Here is a 24057-nt window from a genome sequence, read left to right on the forward strand (position 1 = left end):
GCGTGATCGATATCAACGAGTCCGTGATGCAGTTCCTTCTGGCATTCGTCGTCGTCGGCCCGCTCCTCGGGGCCGTCGCCGCTCTCCTGCCCGCTCCGCCCGGACTGAAGGGGAAGTCGCCCGAGCAGGCGGTGCTGCGCCACGGCGTGACCGTGACCGGCGCGGTCCTCATCGCCGCGATCGTCCTCGCGCTCGGCTTCGACCACGACCACCCGTCGAAGATGCAGGCCACGACCGACATCAGCTGGATCCCCGCACTTGACGTGCGGATCCACCTCGGCATCGACGGCATTTCCCTCCCCCTTCTGGTCCTGACCGCGCTGCTGACCTTCCTCTGCGCGCTGTACAGCTACTTCAAGATGCCTGCGGGCCCGACCCCGAAGGCCTTCGTCGCACTGCTGCTGGTCCTCGAGTCCGGCACCCTGGCCAGCTTCGCCGTCCTCGATCTGCTGCTGTTCTTCCTGGCCTTCGAGATGGTCCTCGTCCCGATGTACTTCCTCATTGCCCGCTGGGGCGGCGAGGGCCGGACCCAGGCCGCCTGGCGGTTCATCCTCTACACACTGCTCGGTTCGGTCGTCATGCTGCTCGGCCTGCTCCTGATCGGGATCAAGGCCGGCACATTCGACATGGTGGCACTCGCCACTGACAACGGCCGGTCGCTGACCACATCCGTGCAGGTCATCGCCGTTTTGGCGATCGGTGTCGGGCTCGCGGTCAAGACACCGATGTGGCCGCTGCACAGTTGGCTGCCCGATGCCCACACCGCCGCCCCGACCGTCGGCTCGGTCCTGCTGGCCGGTGTCCTACTGAAGATGGGTACGTACGGGTTCGTCCGGATTCTCCTTCCGGTCGCGCCGGACGGGCTCCACACCTTCGCGCCCTACCTCGCCGCCTTCGCCGTCGTCGGGATCATCTACGGTTCGCTGGCCTGCCTGGCGCTCGCCAAGCGGGGAGCGAAGGGGGATCTCAAGCGCCTCATCGCCTACTCCTCCGTCGGCCACATGGGCTTCGTCCTGCTCGGCATCTCGACCATGACCCCGACGGGTGTGAACGGCGCCCTGTTCGCCAACATCGCCCACGGTCTCATCACCGGCCTGCTGTTCTTCCTGGTCGGCGCGCTCAAGGACCGCACGGGCACGACCGACCTCGACACCCTCGCCGAAGAGACCGGTGCCGCGCTCTACGGCAAGGCCCCCCGCCTCGGCGGTCTGCTCGCCTTCGGCGCGGTGGCCTCACTCGGTCTGCCGGGCCTGGCCGGTTTCTGGGGCGAGATGCTGGCCCTGTTCGGCGCGTTCAGGCCCGCCGGCGACCTCAGCCGGCCGGCCTTCCTCACCTTCATGGCGATCGCGGCCTTCGGCACTCTGCTCACGGCCGCGTACATGCTGGTCGTCGTCCGCCGCGTCTGCATGGGCGCTGTACCGAACGAAGCACCACAGCTCGCCGACGTCCACACGTACGAGTTCGCGGCCTGGGCCCCGCTCGTCGCCCTCACCGTCGCCGCCGGCCTGTGGCCCAGGGCCCTCCTCGGCCTGACCGACCCGGCCGTGCAGCAGCTCCTCTCAGGAGGCACCCGATGAGCTCCCTGGCGCAGCCGCTGGCCGCGAGTGTCGTCCAGTCCGTCGACTGGCTCGCCATCGCGCCACCCACCCTCACGGCGGTCGTCGGACTCGTCGTCCTCGTCGCCGACCTGTTCGTCACCGACGCCAGGAAGGCACTCCTCGGCTGGGTCTCGGTCGCAGGCCTCGCCGCCTCCGCGCTCCTGCTGCTGCCCCTCCTGGACGGCGACCGCAGCACCTTCTGCGTGAACGGCACACACGCGTGCAGTTACACCGCGGACCGCTTCACGCTCGTCATCCAGTTCCTGGTCCTCGGCGGCGCCCTTCTCGCCGCCCTCCTGTCGGTGACTGCCCTGAAGGACGCCGGCAGACAACTCCCCGAAGGGGAGTACTGGTTCCTGCTGCTCTCCTCCGCGGCCGGCGCCGCTCTGCTGCCCGCCTCACGCGACCTCGCGACCCTGATCGTCGCCCTGGAGGTCGCCTCCCTGCCCGCCTTCGCCCTCGTCGGCATCCGGCACGGCGACAAGAAGTCCTCCGAAGCGGCCCTGAAGTTCTTCCTGTCGTCGGTCACCGCGACCGCCGTCAGCCTCATGGGCATCAGCTTCGTGTACGCCACCACCGGCACCCTCTATCTCACCCGGGTCGCCGAGCGGATCCAGCACGTCGACGGGCAGTTCCACACGCTCGCCCAAACGGGTGTCGTCCTCACTCTCGTCGGCTTCGCCTTCAAGACGGCCGCCGTGCCCTTCCACTTCTGGGTCCCCGACACCTACGTGGGCGCGCCCCTGCCCATCGCCGCCTATCTGTCGGTCGTCGGCAAGGCGGTCGGTTTCTCCGGCCTGATCCTCGTCACGGTCGTCGCGTTCCCCTCGTACGCCGAGGTTTGGGGTCCCGCGCTCGCGGCGCTGGCCGCGCTCACCATGACGGTCGGCAACGTCGGCGCCCTGCGCCAGCAAGCCACGCGCGCGTACAGCGCGGTACGCCTTCTCGCCTGGTCGTCGGTCGGCCAGGCCGGCTACCTCCTCGTACCGATCGCCGCGGCCGCCTACTCCGACGACGCCGAGCACTCGATCGGCTCCACGGTGGCCTACGCCCTCATGTACGCAGCCGTGAACCTCGGAGCCTTCGCGATGGCCGCACTGGTGGGCCGTACCAGGTCCGCGAACCGCATCACGGACTACCGCGGCCTCTACGCGAGCAATCCCGTCGCCGCCCTGCTGCTGGCCTTCTTCCTGCTGTGCCTGGCCGGACTGCCCCCGGGCATCATCGGCCTGTTCGCGAAGGTCACCGTGTTCTCGGCAGCGGTCGACGCGGGACTGGGCTGGCTGGCCGTGGTCATGGCAGTCAACGTCGTCATCGCGCTGTTCTACTACCTCCAATGGACGGCACTGCTGTTCCGCGCCCCCGAGGGCGAGCCCGTCAAACACCGCCTCCCCGCGCCCCTCACCGCGGCCATCACCCTCACCGGCGTCCTCGGCGTCGCCCTCTCTGGAGCACCCCAGCTGGTCCTGCGCTTCGCCGGCACAGCCCTCTTCTGAGCCGGCGCCGGCCACCAGGGGCCGCCGTCACCCGGACGGCCCACGCAGGTCGCCGTGCGCACAAGGGAACTAGTGGCCCTCGCCTGGCGTTGACCAGTACGGGAGGGTCCACTGGACGTGACATCACGGCACCAGTGGCACCCGAGATCAGCAAGCAAAGGGTTCTCCTGCTGCACGACTTGGAGGGCGTACCGTGCACCGCCGGCACAACGGGCTAAGGACCGCAGTTCTCCTCGGAGGACTGTCCGCCCTCATCATCGTCATCGGCAGCTTCTTCGGCCGCATGGGGCTCGTCGTCGCGGTTGTGATCGCACTGGGCACGAACGCGTACGCGTACTGGAACAGCGACAAGCTGGCGCTACGCGCGATGCGCGCGCGCCCCGTCAGCGAGTTCGAGGCCCCCGCCCTGTACCGCATGGTCCGCGACCTCTCCACCCAGGCCCGCCAGCCCATGCCACGCCTGTACATCTCCCCGACGGAGGCGCCGAACGCCTTCGCGACGGGCCGCAACCCGCGCAACGCCGCCGTGTGCTGCACGGAAGGCATCCTGCGCATCCTGGACGAGCGCGAACTGCGCGGTGTCATCGGTCATGAGCTCAGTCATGTCTACAACCGCGACATCCTCATCTCGTCGGTCGCCGGGGCCCTGGCCTCCGTGATCATGTTTTTGGTCAACTTCGCCTGGCTGATCCCGGTCGGCCGCTCCGACGACGATGACGGTCCCGGAATCCTCGGCATGCTGATGATCATGATCCTGGGTCCACTCGCGGCCACTCTCATCCAGCTGGCCATCAGCCGCTCCAGGGAATACGAAGCCGATGCCTCCGGCGCGCAGTTGACCGGCGATCCCCTCGCGCTCGCCGGTGCGCTGCGCAAGCTCGAAGCAGGTACGAGGCAACTGCCGTTGCCGCCCGAGCCGCGCATCGAGACCGCGAGCCATATGATGATCGCGAATCCTTTCCGCCCGGGCCAGGGACTCTCCAAGATGTTCTCGACACACCCGCCGATGGCGGAGCGCATCGCCCGGCTCGAGAAGATGGCAGGTCGCCCCCAGTGAAAACCATCCTGAATGTCATCTGGCTCGTCCTGAGCGGTTTCTGGCTGTTCCTCGGTTACCTGGCCGCGGGCATTCTTCTCTGCATCACGATCATCGGCATCCCGTTCGGGATCGTTCTTCTACGTTCAGCATCGCGCTCGGGTCGACTCGCCCTTCGATGACCATTGATGGCAGTAGCCGAGGTTCCGGGAGCGCAACCTGATCTACGGCCGCCAGGGCGGCGTTCACGCGGCTCCAGGTGTCGTCAGAAACCCAAGAGTTGAAGTGCTTGGAGGCTTGGCGCGTGGCCCCAGTCTCGTTGATCACTTCGGGCCATGATTTGCCGGTGCGTGCCTTGTAGAAGATGGCATCCACGGAGCGGCGGACGGTGCCCCTGCGACCCTTCGGCAGCATAGGAGCGATCCTTTCCCAGTCCTCGTCTGAGAGGGAGGCAGCGGGAACCCCGAGACCAGCAGCGGCGTACCAGGCCCGCACAGTGCAGGGGACACCACCGCGCCGGTCGTCGGGCACAGGGCCCGTGATCGTCACCTTCAGTGCGAGCATGGACAAGATGGCCGCTTGCTGCTCTGGGGCCATGTCCGGGAACGACTTCTGCGCCATGGCTGCCAGCGCGATGAGGTCACGCGTGCGCTGGTCTGATTCCCGCATCTCTGCCAGCCATTCAGCCGCCTCGTCACGGAGGCTCTGTAGCTGCTGGAGTTCTTCGTGCAGGACCGCTGTAGCCGCCTCAATGGCATCGGCCGCCTTGCTCTGCTTGGCAGTCGCCACGATGACGGCCGTGATCGAGGCGTTCATGCCCTCGATCTGTTGGTCGAGATCCGCGAGCCGATCAACGAGCGCGGACGTGTCCCCTTCCGCCATGCCGATCCACTCGCCAGCAAGCTCCTGAAGCTTCTTGCTGTCACTCGCGATCTCGGTGACGTGTTTCCAGACGTGATTCTCCAGCGCATGGGCGTCGATGCGGGAGCAGCCGCAGGGCTTCTGGCTGAGGTCCCTGGGAGTACCCCCGGAGCACCGGTAGAACCGGGCGAATTCGCGTTCCGACGAGGCGTAGCCGAATCCCGAATACACCCTTCCGCAGAGTCCCACCACCCGGCCACTCAGCGGGTAGAGGGATCGCTGCCCGCTGCTGTGCTTGGCTGTCTCGGCAACCTTGCGCTGTAGTTCTGTGCTCTGCTCCTCGGTCAGGATCCGAGGTAGTTCGATTCTGATGGAGTCGCCCCATAAGGGACGGCCGTCCTCATCGGTCTTGGCATGCTTTCCGCGGAAGATCAGGACGCCATCGAGTACGGGAGTCGACATGACACGGTCCCGAAGGTTGTCGCGTGTCCATACCTTCCCAGAACGGGCCGTGATCCCTTCGGCGTTGATGCGAATGGCGGCCTTGCGGAGGTTGAGGCCTTCACCGACGACCAGGTCGTAGACGTGCTTGATGACCTTCGCTTCGTCCTCATCGATCACGAGGTATGAACCCGGGGTCCCCTTGTTGGCGATGCGGTAGCCGTAGGGGGGACGCCCGCCAATATGCGCGGCTGGTGTCAGTTCCGCTTTCTCCTGCAACCCGCCCTGGGTACGGTCGCGGATCGTTTCCCACTCGGTTTCGGCGTAGTCGGCATCGCGGCGCATCTTCTTGCGCCCCTCGGTCGTGGTGTTGTCGTAGTCGTCGGCGACAACGGCGACGAAAACGCCGATGTCTTCGAGAGCCCAGACCCAGCGCCAGAAGGCACGGCCCTTGCGGCCGATCACACGGCCGTCCGGCACGACCACGATGTCGAAAGGGCGTGGAGTCTGCTGGGCCTGATCCATCAGACGCTTCAGGTCGCCGCGATCAGCCGCTTCCAGGGAGCCGGAGACTCCCTCGTCCTTGTAGGTCCCGACGTGTACCCACTGCTTGAGGGCGATATGTCGAGTGGTCTTCCGGCTCTGCCTGGCTACTCCGTAGCCCTTCTTCTGCTCCTCGGTCGAGACACGCAGGTAGTCGACCGCACGCAGTGTGCGTGTTGCGACTGCCCGAGCCGCAGTCTCGATGGCTAAGGGCATGCCTGTGTTTTCATGGGACACGTCGACTCCTAGTCAGTCGGCCAGCCCCGGGGCGGTGCCAGCCGCTGCCGGGGCGCTTGTTTCAACTTCCACAGTATTCCTAGAGAGGATGAAGGACACCGCCGCCCAGCGCGGCGTGAATCTCGGAACCACTCACGTATCCGTGCAGCGATGGCGTGATGGCGCAGGCATCCAGCCCCAGACAGCGGCCATCATGGCGGACGCCCTGAGCGCCAAACTGGGCCGCCGAATCACACCTGGCGATCTCGGCTTCTTCGACCACACACACCAGACGGCTCCCCAACCCGTCGGCTACCCGGACAGCGTGCCCGACGTCCTGTCCATGCTGGAGAGCCTTGCCGACCAAAGCGCAGACGCACCAACGCCGGACCGCTTGGTCGTCGCAGACGGCGATCTCAGCGCAGCAGTCCTGTCATGGATGATCGCGCGCCCCGACGGCATCCAGTCCGACAGACCTAGCCATCAACGCGTAGGCATGCGCGACGTCCGAGCAATCAAGGACGCCGCCGGGATGTTCATGCAGCTCGACTTCAAGTACGGCGGAGGCCACGGCCACAAGGCACTGCGCCACTACTTCCGCCACAAAGTCCTGCCGCTGCTGGACGCGAGCTACAGCGAGAAGGTAGGTACGGCGTTATTCGGCGCCGCCGCCGAGGTCTCCCAGTTGCTCGCATGGACGGCGTACGACACCGGCAACCACCAGCTAGCCCACCGCTACCTGACATCCACACTGCGCCTGTCCCAGGTCATCGACGACCGCATGTTCGGCGCCCGCGTCCTCGGCAACCTCAGCCACCAGGCCAATTACCTCGGTAACCACGCACAGGCCATCCAACTCGCCCGCGCCGCCGTCGAGGGCGCCAAGGGTCGCGCCACCCCGCGCGCCATGGCGCTCAACTCGGCGATGGAGGCCCGAGCCCTGTCCAACGCAGGCGACCGCATCGCCGCAGGCCGCGCCATGAACGAGGCAGAACGCCACTTCGAGCACGCTGACACAGCCGAAGACCCCACATGACTCAGCTACTTCGACCCCGCCGAGCTCATGGGCGAACTCTGCCACTGCTTCCGCGATCTCAAAATGCGCCGCGAAGCCGTCGAGCAAGCCCAGCGAGCCGTGGACAGCACCGACCCGAAGTACGCCCGCACCCTCGGCTTCTGCCGCATGGTCCTCGCCCAAAGCCAGCTACTCAAGGACGAGTTGGAAGCCGCCGTCACAACAGCCAGCCTGGCCGTGGACGGCGGCGACACCCTCCAGTCGACCCGCTTCCAGCGCTACGTGACCGATTTCCAGGCGGAGCTCAGCATCCACGCGTCGAACCCGATCGTGGCCGCCTTCAACGACCAGGTGCGCGATGCCCTCGCCCGCCTGGACGACGACGAGTAGCGGCTACCAAGGCCGCCAGTCCCGAGGCGCGTGATCGTTGCGCAGACCAGCGATGCGCCGGCGGTACTCCGCCGCCGTCTCCTCATCCTCCTGCACGTTCTGCATGAGCCACGTCGTCATGCCGAACTCCTGGATGCCCCGAAGCGTCTCGTACCCGGGCCAGTCGTACAGGTCCCGTCCGTACGCGTCCACGAAGTCGGCGTACTGCTCATCGGTCTGCCACCCAAGGCTGTGATGCTCAACGGACGTGACCATGAGATCCCACTCAGGGTGGTCGTAGCAGAAGGCCTCGAAGTCGATCAGGATCACTTGCACGCGATCGTCGACCATGAGGTTCTGCACGTGGGCATCCCCATGCACAGGCCCCTTCGGCGTCTCGAACCGCAGCTCCGCGTACTTGTCTTGCAGCTCCCGCCACCGCTTCCGCAGGAAGACCTTGTCATCCTGCGGGATCACGGCCCGATCCATCCGCAGCTCCTGCTTGTCGAAGGGCTCAAACGACGGCAGTTCGAGTCCCTCCGGCACCTTCAAGGAGTGCAAATCCCGCAGGACACCACCCAACTCCCCATAGGTGGCCTTACGGTCGCCCTCGACAATCAGATGCCAGAACGTCACCGGATGCCCATCGACCAAGACCGGCTGCTCAAGATCCTCAACGATCCGAGCCGCGGGAAACCCTTCCTCCGCCAGCCACCGCGAGACAGCGACCTCCGTACGAGCCTTCGGCAGCCACTCCTCCCCTCGGGCCACGCGCACGATCACCGGCGCCGAGGCCAGCCGGAACAGAGCGTTCTCCCCGAGCCGGATCAACTCCGCGCCTCTGTCATCGAGCCCCGCCGCCTGGCACGCGGCACGCATCACCCGCGCAGCCCTCGCCGATGTGAACCCGTCTTCCGACCGAGCAGCGTCAACCGCCATGCCCGTACCAGCTCCCCTAGTCGCGCGCGATCAACCAGCGCACATCTATGGGTGACCAAGCCCGATGTCCGCCGGACACGATGACGACCGTACCTACGAGCAGAGGCGGTTGACGAGGGCGCGACTGGTCTCCGACCAGCCGTCAGCAGCGATCCTCTCCTACTGCGCAGTTCTGAGCGTGGGTAGGAGCGCGATGGCAGAAACACGGCCCGCTGTCACCTGACTACTGCCAACGCGGCACTGCGAACGAGACGGGATGGATGATCGCTGGCTACTTGCTCAATCGCCTTCCTAACCGCTGCTTGGCGTGGCTGCTTTCCCTTAAGAGCACCCAAGAGACGGATCGGAACTTCTACCCCATCTTCTCTTAGTAGCTGGACGATGCGGGACGAGAGCATCGAGGACGCCTCTTGGTCTCGCGTCGAGAACAATGCCAGCGAGCGACCGGCATGGGAGCGTGTAGAGACGTCGTGATCGTGGCTGAGTTGCGTGCCAATAGCGAGTAGCCAGGTGTCAGAGCGCAGAGTCGCCAAGAGTGCCACCGTTCGAGCAGCTTCTTCGCGAGCACGTACATTGATTTCCCCAGCCAGCTTCGCAATGCTGGTAAACAGTGTCGCATCATCGATCAGATTATAAGCGGCGAGGAAGCGAAGCGCGGGCGGATACGGAGAGATGGATTTCTGTTCTCTAAATGTGTCGTTTTCTTTAGAGAGGATCTGTTCGTGATTCTTACTAAAGATGTCTTTCCAGTGAATTGGCATGCTTGGGCGCTCGTGAGCTAGACGCTCGAAAGCGTAATTTGTTTCCTCGCGAGTAGTTGCCGGTGAGACGAGGCAGGCTCCGAGTTCCTCCCACAGGTCAGCATTACCGTAGGAAATCAATGCTGCACCGATGTCTGCGGGATCAAGCGACCCAAATGAGTGGAGGCCTTTGCGTGCGTCATCTGTCAATTTCCGTAGCGCTCCAGCAACGAGCGGGCTACTAGCAGTCACCATTGATTGAGATAGTTCAGTACCCCTAATTGCCTGGTTTACTTGAAGCGCGACTGCCTCGAGATCCTCTGGGATCGTAGACTCGCCAGACCTCAGCCCGCATAGCTGTCCGACCACTTCTGATGTGGCGGGCCAGCCTTCTCCCGTTCCCTGCACCCACGTAGACCAATAATTAACTGCTGACACTGAGACAGCTTCCCAGTCGAGTACGTTTGTAGCCTTGGCGAGCGCTCTGTCAATTAGCTCATCTGGGCGCGCGCTACTTTTCGCGATTTCTAGGAAGTACCGTGCCATTTCGTCAGCGAGGCTTGCCGAATTGGCCAACCTTGCTGCGGTTAGCCAGGCGTCTCCAACACGCTCGGAGTCTCGTTGCCAGCGCCCTGGAATGTTTGCTGGTCCACCCTCTTCGAGGATGCTGCGAACTACTCCCAGTGCCCGCTTCGCTTCGATGGGTGTCATCAATTCTGCGGCTCCACGCAGCACACGAAGTTCTGGACTGCGAAGCAGATGCGCCGTGCCGCGTTCTCGTAGAATTTGCCGGGCATCCTCGCTTAGTGCCCAAAGCGGGCCACCGGATCGCATTCTTTCGACAGCGAGAGATAGCTCTGTCTCCGCTCCGGCGTGTCGTAGCAAACGAAGGGCGTCACGGACCTGGCTAGCATCTCCAGACGTATCAATCTGTACTAGCCGGAGTAGCGCGAGCTCTTTTCGAGCTTCTCTGACACCTGCATGTCCAATTAGCTCTAGGGCCAGAGCTTGCGGGAAAATGTCAGGTACAGCAGGCCCCCCCAGCAGGTACCTAGTTCGGCTTCTATATTGATTTTTGAAGGTTTGGCTGACAAATTTTGAGTACGACTCGACGCGGTCAGCCCTAATGCGGATCAGCTCCTCCGATTTAGGGCTCTCCAGCATTTCGTCACGGCTTGGGAAGTCTGGCCATTCGTGGGATGCGCCTACTGCCGTTGGATAAAATGGAGCAAGACTCCAGATGGCGTGACGGAGGGCAGAAATTACGTGTTCGAGAGTGCGACGCGAGGTCGTATACGGACCCGTTGAAAAGTGCGGAAAACTGGACATGTCGATGTTGTCCAGTGTGCGGAGGGCCTCTGCAGAGGTGGGTTGCGGGTCAAGACCGGAGTCCCAAAGGCGCAAACTCTTCTGCTGGAGAACTGCTGCGCGTACAAGTAGTGCTGATGCGTCTTTCTGGCATGAAGACGTAAGTTCGATAAGAAAATCCAGCACCTGGGTGCAGGTAACGTAATCATCCAATTCTGCAGCAGCGCTGCATGCCATCAATGTAAGCGCGCCGGCCCGCGCCAGGTCATCTGCCCCAGTGTCCAAAATTTCTTGGACTAGCTCTTTCACCCCCTCTTGGATGGTCTCGTATCGAAGCGTCTTCGCGGCATAGTTGACGCCACGGTCTTGTGGCTGTGCCTGATCGTCTTCGGCGGCATGAAGGTACACCGCTTCTCCGTAGACGAGTGCGGCTAGTCGAGTAGCTGGATCATACGATTCGGACCGCCCGACAAGCAGGTCCCGAGGACGGAGGACGGCTACCATCCAAGCGATGTTCATGACTACTCGACTTCCTCATAGTTGTCGAACTGGGCCAGTGCAACTCGGGTGTACTGATTTCTGAGTTGCCTGTCAGGATGTCGAAGCATTACGACGTCGATCCATTGCGTGAGACGTTCACGGAGCCCTTCCATATCCGCAGACCCCTCAACGTAAAACTGTGTTTCCGTGGTTTGGTTAAGCCATTTGCGGACTTCTGTTTCGGCGGCTGAATATCCAGCTCCGATTGGGCAGATTCCGGCTGTGGCGATGCGTCCTGCTTCGAAATCCTCAACAGCCTCGTCTACAACACGTTTAGATGCTGGAACTCCGTTCAGTACATTAACGGATTCATTAATCGTAATCAGCAGGTCAACTTTGGTTCCAGGCTTAAGGTCTTCGTGATCGATTACGTCGGCGTAGGGTCGGGATGCCGATTGCCTAACCTCGGTATACAGTGCGTCCCAGTCTGATTTTCGATATTCGCCGCGCATTTTTGTCACGATAAATGGAGGCGCTTCAAAATCACGCACATCGTTCAAATGTCTATGCTTCTCATTCCTAGCCCATTGAATGCGAATTTCCTTTACCTCTTTGATGCTCTGCAAGAGCCATACATGCTGTGGGTCGTCTCTGTGGGACGGTTTCACAACGGAGAAGTGATTCCCCTTGAAGCGTTGTTGTTGTACTTCGGGAATGCTGCCTGAAGCACTGGCAGAGCTGACTGCAACATCGAGGGTGGCGATTCCGGCATATCTGGGGAGAAGGAAGCGATATCCTCCGGTGGAGGCCAGTGCTTGAACCTGTACATTAGAGCTGAAGAAGCTAGATGATCGGGCATGCTCCTTCGACAGGTGACGCAATCGGTACACGTCGCGAAAGAACCAGAAAGGAAACAATGCCTTACCGGAACCGCCTCGGGGAGACGCCATCAAGAAGATCGCAGCGATTGGGGTTGCGGCTGGGTATGTTCCGTCTTGGACTAGAAGCTTTTGAAGGTAGAGACTCACTGCCTCTTCGGCGACTAGCCCTCCGAGGCTGTGTGCAATGATATAGACTTCGCTGTATTTTTGGCCGAGCTCTTCCAGATGCTCGGCTAGTTGCTCTGCTTGAACATCGATGTCCGCACCGCGCTGCAGGTGTCGAACTGCGCGGAAAAGGCTGGGGTAATAGTAAAGTGCGACATCGATCGGAGAGTCGGGATTTTCAAAAACGAGCCCGGGCCAGTCCTTCCAAGTTCCGTACCCGCTGCCATTTAGCCCATGAACAAATACGGCAACTGTCTTTGATTTCCTTGAAGCGTGTGCATGCAGATTGAGGCTGTGATGTTTCCCGAAGGGGGACTTCTGGAATTTATCGCAAGTGATAACGTTGATCAATCTCGCCCCCTAGGGTGCAAGTGGGTCTCCTTGCGTGATCTCAGGAGACCCTCTCGCGCTTACATTGCCTGTCCAGAAGGTGTTGCTCCCCAATTACCCTTGCATGCCGGGCGCGTCTAGGCTACGCGCATCGGGGCTGCGGTGACCACCGATCAGATAAAGGCTATCGCCCGCCGAAGGCCTGATCTGTTGAAACCACGTCTCGTCCCAAGGGCATAAGTGAGATTGGGATCAACTTCAGGTTGGCCCACCCGAAGGGGATGCCAACGATCGACAGGAACAAGGGGATGCTAGTGAGCAGGTGCCCCAACGCCAGCCACCATCCCGCGAAGATCACCCAGATCACGTTCCCGACGAACGACGGCGCTCCGGCGTCTGGCCGCTCCACAGTGGTCCGACCGAACGGCCACAACACGAAGCCAGCGATACGCAGCGAAGCGATGCCGAACGGGATGGTGACGATCAAGACGAAGCAGATCAGCGCAGCGAGTGTGTAGGCGAGAGCCATCCAGATACCGCAGAAGATCAGCCACAGGAGGTTCAACAGCAGGTTGAGCACCTTCATGATCGGGACCTCTCCAGGTTGCGTCGCGAGCGTTGCCTGCCTAGACCAGTATCAGCAGGTCAGGCCCTCAGGCGGAACCGCAACGGCCTTGTGGCGTGATTGGGAACGTCCGAAGACGATCCCGTTCGGCATCGCGGCGTTCCGCATCGGTGTCTACGCCCTGTGGCCCTTCGGGTACACGACGGTCGAGCGCCGCGACGCCGGTGCGCCCTCCTGCGTCGGCAACGTCCTGTGGCTGATCCTCGCGGGCTGGTGGCTCGCGCTCACGCACATCGTCACGGGCGTCGCCCTGTGCATCACGATCATCGGCATCCCGTTCGGCATCGCCAACTTCAAGCTGATCCCGGTCTCGCTGCTGCCGCTCGGCCGCGAAATCGTGCCGACGGACCAGCCGTTCGCCACTCGCTGACCGACTGGGACCAAGGGCAGGGTCGGCCCGCTCGCCCCCCATCTGAGTGACCAGGTTTTCCACAGCTCGAAGGTTGTCCACAGGCCCGACCGATTGTCAGTGGCGCCTTGCATCATGAACCCATGACCGAGAACGAGCAGTTGCTGGCACGGGTGTCGGCCAAGGCGCACAACACCCGCCCGTGGGGCTGGCCTTCACTCCCGGAGCCCGTCGACGCGTCCACGCCGACCCGGGCCGAGACCGCCCTGGGCTTCCCCCTGCCTCCGCTGCTCGCCGATCTCTACCTGCGCATAGGAGACGGCGGATTCGGCCCGGAGTACGGCCTGTTGTCCCTCCTCGACAGCCCGCCCGCCGACGAGCCCGCCGCCGTAATGCGGTACCTCACCAACCGCGAGAGCGCCCGCAGGGACCCCGACTGGTCCTGGCCCGAAGGCGTCCTGCCGATATCCCACTGGGGATGCGCGATGTACGCGAGCGTGGACTGCCGCACCGCGGAGGCCCCGGTCCTCCTCTTCGAGCCGAACGCCGACGATGCCGACCACGCCTGGCACGTCGACGCCCCCAGCCTCACGGCCTGGCTGACGTCCTGGGCGGACGGCACGGGCTGGTACGAGAAGACGAACGAGGAACTCCAGATGACCCCTTGGACCGACTTCCGCATACGCACCACGGCGGCACGAGCGTCCTAGCAGCCGCGACATCGTGCATACGACAGTGCAGCGAACCCTCTAGTACGGCACCTGCGGAGATCCCGCGAGACCACAGCAGGAAGAACGCGCTCTGCCCCCGGCCCTGACGGCCGGACATGCCCACCCCTGGGCCGGAAGCCTTGATCAGGTGCCCGCCCGCCCCAACTGGTGTCCGTTTCAGTGCGCTACCGCGCAGCCACCCGTCGCCGCACGCCGTACACGCCCACACCCAACGTCAGCACTCCCGCGCCCACGACCACCGAAACCGCCGGCAGCGAGAACGCCAGTACCACGCACCCGAGAAGACCCATCGCAGGCAACAGCCGAGCCCTCTTGGCCGAACTCAACGTCCAAGCGGAGGCATTGGCCACGGCGTAGTACGCCAGCACACCGAAGGAGGAGAAACCGATCGCACCCCGTACGTCCACCGTGGCGGCCAGGGCGGCCACCACTGCGCCCACGGCCAGTTCGGCCCGATGCGGCACCCCGTAGCGCTGATGCACGGCCGACAGCGCGCCGGGAAGGTGCCGGTCGCGGGCCATGGCCAGCGTCGTCCGAGAGACGCCGAGGATCAGGGCGAGCAGCGAACCAAGCGCCGCCACGGCGGCCCCCACCCGCACCACCGCAACCAGCCCCGGCACGCCGGCCGCCCGCACCGCGTCGGCCAGCGGAGCACCCGCACCCCCGAGGCCGCCGGCCCCCAGCACGGAAAGCACAGCCACCGCCACACACACGTACACCGCCAGCGCGATGCCCAGAGCCAAGGGGATCGCGCGCGGGATGGTGCGCGCCGGATCCCGAACCTCCTCGCCCAGGGTCGCGATGCGCGCGTACCCGGCGAACGCGAAGAACAGCAGCCCCGCCGCCTGCAGCACCCCGCCCACACCGCCCGAGGTGCCGACGTCCAGGCGCCCCGCGTCGGACGCCCCGGACCCCAGGCACACCACCACGACGGAAGCGAGGACAGCCAGCACCACCGCCACGATCACCCGCGTGACCCACGCGGACTTCTGAACACCGCCGTAGTTCACCGCAGTCAGTGCCACCACGGCAGCGACCGCCACGGCATGCGCCTGCCCCGGCCAGACGTACGCCCCGACGGTGAGCGCCATCGCCGCACAGGAGGCAGTTTTCCCGACCACGAACGACCAGCCCGCGAGATAACCCCAGAACGGGCCGAGCCGCTCACGCCCGTACACATATGTGCCGCCCGAGGCCGGATACAGAGCGGCCAGCCGCGCCGACGCCATGGCATTGCAGTAGGCGACGACGGCGGCGACGGCGAGGCCGATCAGCAGCCCGGACCCGGCCGCACGCGCCGCGGGTCCCAGGGCGGCGAAGATCCCCGCCCCCACCATCGAGCCGAGCCCGATGACGACGGCGTCGCCCACGCCCAGCGTGCGCCGCAGTTCGGAAGCAGTACCGGTCGATGCCATGTCCCGCACCCTACTGATCACCGCAACCGAGGAGTGCCGCTGCGACGTCCTGTTCATCGACAGAGCCGGAACAAGCACGCGGCGCGCAGCGGATCTTGACCGAAATCTCACTGTCTGGAAAGTGCAGCCACAGTGCGGAAGGGCAGGTTCACGGCATGACCATCATCAGCTGGATCATCCTGGGGCTGTTGGCCGGAGCCATTGCCAAGTTCCTGCTGCCGGGCAGAGACCCGGGCGGCTTCATCGGCACGACTCTCATCGGCATCGCGGGTGCCTTCATCGGCGGCTGGATCTCGGCGCGCTGGCTGGACCATCCGATCACCAAGAACTTCTACGACGGCGCGACATGGGCCGCGGCGATAGGCGGCTCACTCGTGCTCCTGATCGTCTACCGCATCCTGTTCGGCAACTCGCGCAACTGAGCACGACCGAGAACGCCCCGGACCGCAGCCAGCAGGCGAGAAGGGTGGGCACCGGCCAGGTGCCCACCCTTCCTCGTGGACTGGCAGCCGCCGGCCGGTGACTGTCAGCCGACAACGGTGAACCAGTGGCTCACCGGTAGTTCACGAACTGCAGCGCGAAGTCGAAGTCCTTGCCCTTCAGGAGCGCGATCACGGCCTGCAGGTCGTCACGGCTCTTCGAGCTGACGCGCAGCTCGTCGCCCTGCACCTGCGCCTTGATGCCCTTGGGGCCCTCGTCGCGGATGATCTTCGCCACCTTCTTCGCGTTCTCCTGGGAGATGCCCTCCTCGATCGACGCGAAGATCTTGTACTCCTTGCCCGAGAGCTGGGGCTCGCCCGCGTCCAGCGCCTTCAGTGAGATCCCGCGCTTGATCAGCTTGGACTGGAAGACGTCGAGGACGGCCTTGACCCGGTCCTCGGAGTTGGCCTCCATGAGGATCTTGTCACCGGACCACGAGATCGAGGCACCCACGCCCTTGAAGTCGTAGCGCTGCGAGATCTCCTTGGCGGCCTGGTTGAGGGCGTTGTCGACCTCCTGCCGCTCGACCTTCGAGACGATGTCGAAACTGGAGTCGGCCATGTCCTGTGGCTCCTTGTATCGGTGCGTGATGGGGTGCGTACGGGGGCGTATCGGCGTACGTGGGGGCGGGCGCCGAGCCCGGCGTGGTCCGGGCCGCATCCGGACAAGCCTAGCCACCCGTCGTGCTCGGGGCGCAGATCAATCGGGTGGCGAAGCACCCCTCGGCATCGGGTATTGTTTACGTCGTTGCCAGGGAGCACCGCCGAAAAGCGGTTCGAACGGCAGCAAACCCGGCGGTGTGCCCGAGCGGCCAAAGGGAGCAGACTGTAAATCTGCCGGCTCAGCCTTCCCAGGTTCGAATCCTGGCGCCGCCACTTTGATGAAGAGACCCCCTTTGATCTGCGGAAACGCAGATCAAAGGGGGTCTCTTCATGTGTTGCCTTCGTCATCACACCATCACGCCACCAAGAGCGACGGCCGCACGAACTCCTCCGCTCAAGGTGTCCATGCGGCCGTGACTCACGGTGGGCCCAGATTGTCGTTCGGGCTGTGGGAAGACGGATGTACCCCCGCACTGCCGCAGGCGCAACTACTCCCCGCTGTGTGCAAGTTCGATGTCGTGGTCGTCCGTGCCGCCGCCCGGTACCGTCACCGTGGCCGCATGCGGCGGATAGCCCGTCGCGATGACCGTGTACGCGCCGCTGTCCAGGTCGGAGAAGGCGTATGCGCCGTCGTGCCCGGTCCGGGTCGTGGCGACCACGTTGCCCGCGGCGTCCACCAGGGTGACCCGGGCGTCGCTCAGTGGGGCGCCGGCTCCGCGTACCGTGCCCCGGACATGGGCGCCGGGCCGGAGCTCGACCTCGATGCGGGTGGTGCCCGCGCCGCCGATCTCGACGGGCAGGGCCAGCGGGCGGTGCTTGGCGGAGTTGACGGCGAGCGTCACCGTCCCCGGCACCAGGTCGGTGACCGTGAACTCGCCCAGCCCGTCGGTCCGTCCGGTGGTCAGCACCTCCCCGCGCACATCGGTCACGATCACCACGGCGTCGGCGACCGGTGCCCCGCTGTCGGCCGACCGCACCGACCCGGCGAGGCCGCTCGTGCCGCTCAGCAGGACGTCGTACGAGACCGGCCTGTCGGCGACGACGAGTGTCGAGGCCTGTGGCTGGAAGCCGTCGGCGGAGGCGATCAGGACGTACGAACCGGCGGCGGGCGCGTCGACACCGTAGGAACCGTCGGCTCCTGAGACCGACTGGCTCAGTTGCTTCCCGCCGAGCGAGATGAGCGTCAGCGCGGCCCCTGCCACCGGGACCCGCTCCGCCCCCAGGACATGCCCGCTTACCGGGATTCCGCCGCTGGCGGAGCCGCTCGCCCTGTCAGGCCCGGCGGACGCATTGGAAGCCGATGAGGACGCGGGCCTGGACGAGGACCCGTCCGAGCGCGCGGCCGACAGACCGGGCGCACCCTCCCCGATCGCGGCCGGAGCCGCCGCCGCGGTCCGTCCCGGCGCGCCCTCCTCGGCTGGCCCGGGGGCGTCCTTCCCGCCCCCGGGCGCGGACGGCGTCGTAGCAGACGCAAGGGCTGTCGCCGTAGCGGACGTGCCTTCGGAGACAGCCCTCTCCTCGGACGCGGAGTCGCCCCCAGCCGCAGTCGCCCGATGCCGTGGAATGAAGGACGCGACGGCGAAGGCGAGCAGCGCTGCTCCACCGCCGATGGCCAGAACGGTCTTGAAGCCGTTCTCCGAGGGGAGCGGGGCCCCGCCCAGGTCCGTGGTCATCTGCGACAGGATGACGCCGGCGACGGCGCTGGCGGTCGACGTGCCGATGGACCGCATCAGGGTGTTGAGACTGTTGGCGGCGCCCGACTGGGACGGGGGCACGGCGCCCATGATGAGGGCGGGCATGGCGCCGTACGTGAAGCCGATACCGGAACCGATGACGCAGGACACCAGGACGAACTGCCAGACCTCGGACATCAGGAGGATCTGCAGGCCGTAGCCGACTGCCACGATCAGCGAGCCCAGCATCAGGCTGGCCTTCGGGCCCCTGGCCTTGGAAAGGGCGGCCGAGGCGGGGGCGATCGCCATCATCACCAGGCCGGAGGGGGCCATGACCAGACCGGCGGTCAGCAGCGACTTGCCCAGACCGTAGCCGGTCGACTCAGGCAACTGCAGAAGCTGCGGAAGCACCAGGGACATCGCGAACATGCCGAAGCCGAGGGCGATCGAGGCGAGGTTGGTGACCAGTACCTGACGGCGGGCGGTGGTGCGCAGGTCGACCAGCGGCTGCTCGGTGCGCAGCTCGTACCAGCCCCACAGCGCCAGCACCACGACGGCCGCCCCGAACAGGCCGAGGGTGGTGCCGCCGGTCCAGCCCCAGTCGCCGCCCTTGGAGATGCCGAGCAGCAGGCAGACCAGGCCAACCGCCATGCCGAGGCCGCCGAGGACATCGAAGCGGCCGCCCGTGCGGACCTTGGACTCGCGGACGACGAACAGCACCAGCAGGAGCGCCACGGCACCCATGCCGGCCGAGCTCCAGAAAAGTACGTGCCAGTCGAAGTGGTCCGCGATGAGGGCGGCAGCGGGCAGGCCCAGAGCGCCGCCGACGCCCAGCGAGGCGCTCATCAGAGCGGTGGCCGAACCGAGCCGTTCGGCGGGCAGTTCGTCCCGCATGATGCTGATGCCGAGCGGGATCACCCCACTCGCCGTGCCCTGCAGCACCCGCCCGACGATCAGCGGCGCCAGGGAGTCGCTGAGCGCTGCGGTGACCGATCCCGCGACCAGCAGGACCAGACTGACCAGGAGCATGCGGCGCTTGCCGTACATGTCTCCCAGTCGGCCCATCATCGGGACGGCCACGGCGGCGGCGAGCAGTGTGGCGGTGACGGCCCAGGCGGTGTCGGACGCCGGGGCGTTGAGGAGTTTCGGCAGCTCCGGGACGATCGGGATCACCAGGGTCTGCATCAGCGAGACCACGATCCCGCCGAAGGCCAGGACCGCTACGACGGCATTGGCCCGCGGCGCTGCGGAGACCACCCCGTTGTCGGCGGGTCGGGGAAGGGCGTGGGACATGGGTCGGGCCTCCGTGGGCAAGGGCATCGGGTGTGGGGGAGACCCTCCTTAAAGTAAATCGGTTGATTGACTTAAGCAAGTGTGGACGGATTTCGTGGCGCCCCAGTGAAGGCTTCGGGGCGACTGCGGGGCAGGGGGTCGGGGGGCGGGTGGCTCCATCGGCCACCCGACGGCGCGCGAGGTTCATGCGGGCCGGAGCGTGCGCCCCGCGCACAACACGCCCTAGTCCGGGGCACACTGACCCCATGTCCACTCGCCGCAGACGCTGCCCCGAATGCCGTCGCGAGATCGCCGTCGTCGCCGGACGGTTCGCTCGCCACGACCCGCCCGGTGCGCGCGAGAACGGCGTACTCGTCTCCTGCCCCGGCTCGCGACGCCAGGCACAACTGGACGCGGTGCAGCCGTCACCGGACGGATACGTCGTCCCGGAGATGCCCGGCCAACTGCCGCTGTTCTAAAAGGACTTACAGCAAACCCAGCGGAAGCCTCTCAAGCCGCTCCCTTCTCCGGCATCCCTCGCCGCCCACCCTCAGTTCCCGGCCACCGACTTCACCGCGACCGACACCGGCGCCGATCCGCTGACAAGCTCCAGGGTCAGTCCTGCCGTCGCCGGGGTCTCCACCAACTCCGCCAGTACGGCGGCCACGTCGTCGCGGGGGACGGAGCCGCGGCCGGTGTGCGCCTCCAGCCGTACGAGGCCGGTGCCGGCGTCGTTGGTCAGCATCCCGGGCCGCAGAATCGTCGTGTCCAGGGCGTCCTGCCGCAGCACGTACGCATCGGCCTCACCCTTCGCACGCAGGTACACGTCGAAGATGTCGTCCCCCTGGTGCGCGGGGTCGGCACCCATCGAGGAGACGACCACATGTCGTCGTACGCCCGCCCGAACCGCCGCGTCCGCAAACAGGATCGCCGCCCCCTTGTCCACCGTGTCCTTGCGGGCCGCCCCGCTGCCAGGACCCGCACCCGCTGCGAACACCGCCGCGTCGGCGCCCTGCAGATGCGCCGCGACCTCCTCGACCGAGGCCGACTCCAGATCGAGCAGAACCGGTTCGGCACCGGCCTCCCGCAGGTCGTCGCCCTGTTCGGCGTGACGGATGATCCCCGCGACCTCATCTCCGCGCGCAGCGAGCAGCCGCTCCAGCCGCAGCGCGATCTGACCATGACCACCAGCGATGACAATGCGCATGTTTCCGACCGTACGCCCGGACGGCCGCGTCCGCCGCACGACTTGAGCCATGCCTCAGGGTGCGCACGCGGAGCGCGCAGACGGAGGGTGCGCGCTGGGCGCGTGAGCCCCGAGCGCGCGCTCTGACCATGCGCTCCCGGCGCACGTAGCTGAGGCCCACGCTGCCCGCTCACTCCTTGTGCAACACCTCGGAAGGGGCTCCGCCGGCACGCGTTTCCGTCGCCCGAACCGAGGGCGTGACTCCGCACCGCCCCCGCCAGCGGATCGGAGCACAGCGCCCAACCCGGCAGGCGCACCCGCCCGGAGTGCGCCCGCGTGCGCCTCGCGCACAAGCCCCGTACCAACCGCCCTCAACGCCTACACGCGCCCCCAGCACGCCCCTCAACGCCAGCCGGGATTCCTCACCACGCCCGCCGAGACTCCCTGCCACAGCCGCCGGGTTCCCTCACCACGGCCGCAACATCCCGACAACACGCACTCCCATGGCGCGCGCCCCGCGACGCGTGCGCCCACCTCTCGCGCCCCCGCGACGCGTGCGCCCCACCTCTCACACCCCCACAAACAAACGCCCCCACCCCCACTCCCGCTGGCGCACCCCCACCCAACCCCTCACGACAACTCCCCCCGCCCCTGCCGAGGCAACCCCAGCTCCGCCGCCGCGGCCGAGTTGCAGTACTCCCGTACCGCGCTCGTCCGCGCCACCACCCGCCCCCGGTGCACCACGATGCGGCTGTACGCCAGCGACAACGCCCCAGCCAGCCGGTCGCCGCGCAGGGCCAGCAGCTCCGCCGGGAAACCCGCCTCCACCCGTACCTCCGGCAGCCCCATGGCCGACCGCGCCGAGGTGCTCACCGCGTCGTACGAGTCCTCGGGCCGCAACCCGTACCGGGAGGCCAGCAGATAGGCCGCCTCCAAAGGGTCCCCGCGCCCCACCGGGTTCGACACGTCGCGCAGGGCGCCGCTGCCCGCGGCCACCCGTACGCCGGCCGCCCGCAGCAGCCGTACCGGAGCCGTGTCGCGCCGGTCGGTGCCGCCGCAGCCGCCCTGAGGCAGACACACCACCGTCACCCCGGCCGCCGCCAGCTGGTCGGCGGTGCGCCGCGCCGTCTCGGCGGGCAGCCGGCCGAGACCGCCGCACGGCCCGAGCGTCACCCCGGGCCGCAGCCCCCCGGCCATCGCGACGATGCGGGCGAGACGGGCCGGATCGGCGGCGTCCGTGTGCAGGTCGACAGGACAGCCGTGTTCCGAGGCGACCTCGAGCACCGCCTCGACGTACCCGGTCGGATCCGGATCCAGGTCCGGACAGCCGCCCACCACGGAGGCGCCCATCTTCAGGGCGTCCCGCAGCATCGCCAGCCCGTCCGCCCCGGCCACGCCGGTCAGCATGCGCGGCATCGCCACCGTCGTCAGTTCCGTCAGCCCGTGCAGCGAACGCCGCGCCTGCAGTACGGCACCCAGCGCGCCCAGCCCCTGGACGTCGCCCACGCGCACATGTGCCCGCAGCGCGGTCGCCCCGTGCCCCAGTTGCAACAGCGCCGCCTCGGTGGCCCGGCGCTGGACGTCCTGGGGCTCGTACGAGGCCGGACCGTCGTCCTCCGCGGACAGCGCGGTGTCCCCGTGCGCATGCGGTTCGGCCGGGGCCGGCAGCAGCAGATAGCCGCTGAGATCCACGCGCATGCCGCAGTCCCGTGCCCCCCCGGCAGCCAGGCTTCCGGCCGTGCCGACCGCCTCGATACGCCCGCCGCTCAGCCGCACGTCCACGGTCCGGCCGTCGGTCAGCCGGGCCCCGCACAGCAGCAGGGCGGCCGGGTCGCCCACGCGTCCCGAGGACCCCGGAGAACCCGAGGACCCCGATGAGGACGACGAGCCCGAGGACGAGGACGACGAGTGGGGTGGCTGCGGCTGGCTGTCGGGCATCGCACTCCAGGGGCTCGGGGGCTGCGCAGGGGAACGCAAGATCACGCAGAGTGAGTCGAGCCTAGGGTGGCGATCCGCCCGCGTCGGGGAGGAGCGCAATAGTCGTACCGGTGTGGTCCGCCGTATCGCAGCGGCCTCAGTGGCTCCTGGGAGAGCCGGGAATGGGGCCCGGGCCGCCTGTGGAACAGGCCGGGACGGGGGCCGCGAAACGGATTTGGGTGAACGGCGGCCGAGCGTGTAATGTCTTCATCGCTCGCCCCAATAGCTCAGTCGGCAGAGCGTCTCCATGGTAAGGAGAAGGTCTACGGTTCGATTCCGTATTGGGGCTCTGGTGTGTGAGGTTCCCGTCGCAAGACGGGAACGGATCGCATCGCAGCGGTGTAGCTCAGTCGGTAGAGCAAGCGGCTCATAATCGCTGTGTCACCGGTTCAAGTCCGGTCACCGCTACTGACAGTAGCCGATTGCGGGGTCGGTCCTTCGATCGGCTACTCTTCTATGCGTTAAACCGTCCCATCCGTTCGTCAAGGAGCACTCACGTGGCTGCCACCGACGTCCGCCCGAAGATCACGCTGGCCTGCGTGGAGTGCAAGGAGCGGAACTACATCACCAAGAAGAACCGGCGCAACAACCCGGACCGTCTTGAGATGAAGAAGCACTGCCCGCGTTGCAACGCGCACACCGCGCACCGCGAGACGCGATAAATCAGGCTCGTACGCGAGGCCGTCCCCACCAGCGGGGGGCGGCCTCGCGGCGTTTCACCCCCGGTTACCGGCCGGTTCCGCCCGATCACAGTCGCCCGGAACAGCTGTCCGGCGTACACCCACAGCAGCCACCAGCGCAGCCAGGAACCAGGCGGCCGACGGCCGGCAGTCAGTAGTTCAGTAGTCAGCAGGCAGACACAGGAGGTGCCGAGCCATGGCGCTCGACCAGTCCTTCGTGGGGCGGAGCTACCCGCCCACCGAGCCCTACGAGGTGGGCCGCGAGAAGATCCGCGAGTTCGCCGAGGCGGTGGGGGACCCCAACCCCGCGTACACGGACCCGGAGGCCGCCAAGGCACTCGGCCACCCCGACGTCATCGCGCCGCCGACCTTCGTCTTCGCGATCACCTTCAAGGCGGCCGGACAGGTCGTCCAGGACCCCCAGCTCGGCCTGGACTACAGCCGGGTCGTCCACGGCGACCAGAAGTTCTCCTACGTCCGCCCCGTCCGCGCCGGCGACCGCCTCACCGTCACCTCCACCATCGAGGCGATCAAGTCCATGGCGGGCAACGACATCCTGGACATCCGCGGCGAGGTCCACGACGAGGCCGGCGAGCACGTCGTGACCGCCTGGACGAAGCTGGTCGCGCGCGCGGCAGAGGAGGCGTGA

At 66.2% G+C, this 24057-nt stretch carries 19 protein-coding genes, 3 tRNA genes and 2 pseudogenes; 14 read left to right on the forward strand and 10 right to left on the reverse strand.

Annotated elements, in window-relative coordinates; genetic code table 11:
• The first annotated feature begins 2 nt into the window (after positions 1 to 2).
• From ACIBW9_RS19305 to ACIBW9_RS19320, 4 genes and pseudogenes are all read left to right on the forward strand, one after another.
• On the forward strand, positions 3 to 1577 hold the full coding sequence (locus tag ACIBW9_RS19305) for an NADH-quinone oxidoreductase subunit M (protein WP_398956548.1): 1575 nt from the start codon (positions 3 to 5) through the stop codon (positions 1575 to 1577).
• Positions 1574 to 3094, forward strand: coding sequence for an NADH-quinone oxidoreductase subunit N (locus ACIBW9_RS19310; RefSeq protein WP_398956550.1), 1521 nt, complete (start codon positions 1574 to 1576; stop codon positions 3092 to 3094). Before ACIBW9_RS19305 ends, ACIBW9_RS19310 begins: the two co-directional genes overlap by 4 nt.
• A gap of 193 nt (positions 3095 to 3287) precedes the next feature.
• On the forward strand, positions 3288 to 4151 hold the full coding sequence (htpX, locus tag ACIBW9_RS19315; RefSeq protein WP_398956551.1) for a zinc metalloprotease HtpX: 864 nt from the start codon (positions 3288 to 3290) through the stop codon (positions 4149 to 4151).
• Positions 4148 to 4276, forward strand: a pseudogene (locus ACIBW9_RS19320) (YccF domain-containing protein); the annotation flags it as partial. The gene htpX and the pseudogene ACIBW9_RS19320, both read left to right, overlap by 4 nt.
• Here ACIBW9_RS19320 and ACIBW9_RS19325 read toward each other — a convergent pair.
• Positions 4242 to 6212, reverse strand: a complete 1971-nt coding sequence (locus ACIBW9_RS19325) for a recombinase family protein (protein ID WP_398956553.1) — start codon at positions 6210 to 6212, stop codon at positions 4242 to 4244. The pseudogene ACIBW9_RS19320 and the gene ACIBW9_RS19325 overlap by 35 nt on opposite strands.
• A gap of 88 nt (positions 6213 to 6300) precedes the next feature.
• On the opposite strand from ACIBW9_RS19325, the pseudogene ACIBW9_RS19330 reads away from it, so the two are divergent.
• Positions 6301 to 7596, forward strand: a pseudogene (locus ACIBW9_RS19330) (sporulation protein).
• Between the two features lie 3 nt (positions 7597 to 7599).
• On the opposite strand, the gene ACIBW9_RS19335 reads toward ACIBW9_RS19330, so the two are convergent.
• The 4 genes from ACIBW9_RS19335 to ACIBW9_RS19350 form a co-directional block, all read right to left on the reverse strand.
• Positions 7600 to 8514, reverse strand: a complete 915-nt coding sequence (locus ACIBW9_RS19335; protein WP_398956556.1) for a phosphotransferase enzyme family protein — start codon at positions 8512 to 8514, stop codon at positions 7600 to 7602.
• A gap of 215 nt (positions 8515 to 8729) precedes the next feature.
• Positions 8730 to 10970, reverse strand: a complete 2241-nt coding sequence (locus tag ACIBW9_RS19340) for a hypothetical protein (protein WP_398956558.1) — start codon at positions 10968 to 10970, stop codon at positions 8730 to 8732.
• A gap of 113 nt (positions 10971 to 11083) precedes the next feature.
• Entirely contained in the window at positions 11084 to 12439 is a 1356-nt protein-coding gene (locus ACIBW9_RS19345) for an esterase/lipase family protein (RefSeq protein ID WP_398956560.1), read from the reverse strand.
• A 163-nt stretch (positions 12440 to 12602) separates the two neighbouring features.
• Positions 12603 to 13004 carry a YccF domain-containing protein gene (locus ACIBW9_RS19350; RefSeq protein ID WP_398956562.1) on the reverse strand — a complete coding sequence of 134 codons (402 nt, stop codon included), beginning with the start codon at positions 13002 to 13004 and terminating at the stop codon, positions 12603 to 12605.
• Positions 13005 to 13092: 88 nt separating this feature from the next.
• Here ACIBW9_RS19350 and ACIBW9_RS19355 point away from each other — a divergent pair, with 88 nt between their 5' ends.
• Both ACIBW9_RS19355 and ACIBW9_RS19360 read left to right on the forward strand, forming a co-directional pair.
• Complete coding sequence (locus tag ACIBW9_RS19355) at positions 13093 to 13413, forward strand: YccF domain-containing protein (protein WP_398956564.1); 321 nt, start codon at positions 13093 to 13095, stop codon at positions 13411 to 13413.
• A 122-nt stretch (positions 13414 to 13535) separates the two neighbouring features.
• On the forward strand, positions 13536 to 14102 hold the full coding sequence (locus ACIBW9_RS19360; protein ID WP_398956566.1) for an SMI1/KNR4 family protein: 567 nt from the start codon (positions 13536 to 13538) through the stop codon (positions 14100 to 14102).
• Positions 14103 to 14287: 185 nt separating this feature from the next.
• Here the strand turns inward: ACIBW9_RS19360 and ACIBW9_RS19365 are convergent, their stop codons facing one another.
• Entirely contained in the window at positions 14288 to 15538 is a 1251-nt protein-coding gene (locus tag ACIBW9_RS19365) for an APC family permease (protein WP_398956568.1), read from the reverse strand.
• A gap of 155 nt (positions 15539 to 15693) precedes the next feature.
• On the opposite strand from ACIBW9_RS19365, the gene ACIBW9_RS19370 reads away from it, so the two are divergent.
• Positions 15694 to 15960, forward strand: coding sequence for a GlsB/YeaQ/YmgE family stress response membrane protein (locus tag ACIBW9_RS19370; protein WP_344403650.1), 267 nt, complete (start codon positions 15694 to 15696; stop codon positions 15958 to 15960).
• A 130-nt stretch (positions 15961 to 16090) separates the two neighbouring features.
• Here ACIBW9_RS19370 and ACIBW9_RS19375 read toward each other — a convergent pair whose 3' ends face one another.
• Positions 16091 to 16579, reverse strand: coding sequence for a YajQ family cyclic di-GMP-binding protein (locus ACIBW9_RS19375; RefSeq protein ID WP_030945172.1), 489 nt, complete (start codon positions 16577 to 16579; stop codon positions 16091 to 16093).
• A gap of 232 nt (positions 16580 to 16811) precedes the next feature.
• Between ACIBW9_RS19375 and ACIBW9_RS19380 the strand changes: the two genes are divergently transcribed.
• Positions 16812 to 16893, forward strand: a tRNA-Tyr gene (locus ACIBW9_RS19380).
• 215 nt (positions 16894 to 17108) lie between these two features.
• On the opposite strand, the gene ACIBW9_RS19385 is transcribed toward ACIBW9_RS19380, so the two are convergent.
• Positions 17109 to 19586 (reverse strand): MFS transporter, encoded by a 2478-nt coding sequence (locus ACIBW9_RS19385; protein ID WP_398956571.1) that lies wholly within the window; start codon positions 19584 to 19586, stop codon positions 17109 to 17111.
• A gap of 245 nt (positions 19587 to 19831) precedes the next feature.
• Between ACIBW9_RS19385 and ACIBW9_RS19390 the strand changes: the two genes are divergently transcribed.
• Complete coding sequence (locus ACIBW9_RS19390; protein ID WP_398956573.1) at positions 19832 to 20044, forward strand: hypothetical protein; 213 nt, start codon at positions 19832 to 19834, stop codon at positions 20042 to 20044.
• Between the two features lie 71 nt (positions 20045 to 20115).
• On the opposite strand, the gene ACIBW9_RS19395 is transcribed toward ACIBW9_RS19390, so the two are convergent.
• Positions 20116 to 20772 carry an NAD(P)H-binding protein gene (locus tag ACIBW9_RS19395; RefSeq protein ID WP_398956575.1) on the reverse strand — a complete coding sequence of 219 codons (657 nt, stop codon included), beginning with the start codon at positions 20770 to 20772 and terminating at the stop codon, positions 20116 to 20118.
• A gap of 609 nt (positions 20773 to 21381) precedes the next feature.
• The gene (locus tag ACIBW9_RS19400) at positions 21382 to 22689 is read right to left on the reverse strand and encodes an amidohydrolase family protein (protein ID WP_398956577.1); all 1308 of its coding nucleotides are present in this window, start codon (positions 22687 to 22689) and stop codon (positions 21382 to 21384) included.
• A 255-nt stretch (positions 22690 to 22944) separates the two neighbouring features.
• On the opposite strand from ACIBW9_RS19400, the gene ACIBW9_RS19405 reads away from it, so the two are divergent.
• The 4 genes from ACIBW9_RS19405 (at position 22945) to ACIBW9_RS19420 (ending at position 24057) form a co-directional block, all read left to right on the forward strand.
• Positions 22945 to 23017 (forward strand) — tRNA-Thr (locus ACIBW9_RS19405).
• Between the two features lie 46 nt (positions 23018 to 23063).
• Positions 23064 to 23136 (forward strand) — tRNA-Met (locus ACIBW9_RS19410).
• 89 nt (positions 23137 to 23225) lie between these two features.
• Positions 23226 to 23390 carry a 50S ribosomal protein L33 gene (gene rpmG / locus ACIBW9_RS19415; protein ID WP_003948671.1) on the forward strand — a complete coding sequence of 55 codons (165 nt, stop codon included), beginning with the start codon at positions 23226 to 23228 and terminating at the stop codon, positions 23388 to 23390.
• A gap of 214 nt (positions 23391 to 23604) precedes the next feature.
• Positions 23605 to 24057 (forward strand): MaoC family dehydratase N-terminal domain-containing protein, encoded by a 453-nt coding sequence (locus ACIBW9_RS19420; protein ID WP_344403656.1) that lies wholly within the window; start codon positions 23605 to 23607, stop codon positions 24055 to 24057.

This window comes from Streptomyces sp. NPDC049541, assembly GCF_044465725.1.
Lineage (GTDB): Bacteria > Actinomycetota > Actinomycetes > Streptomycetales > Streptomycetaceae > Streptomyces.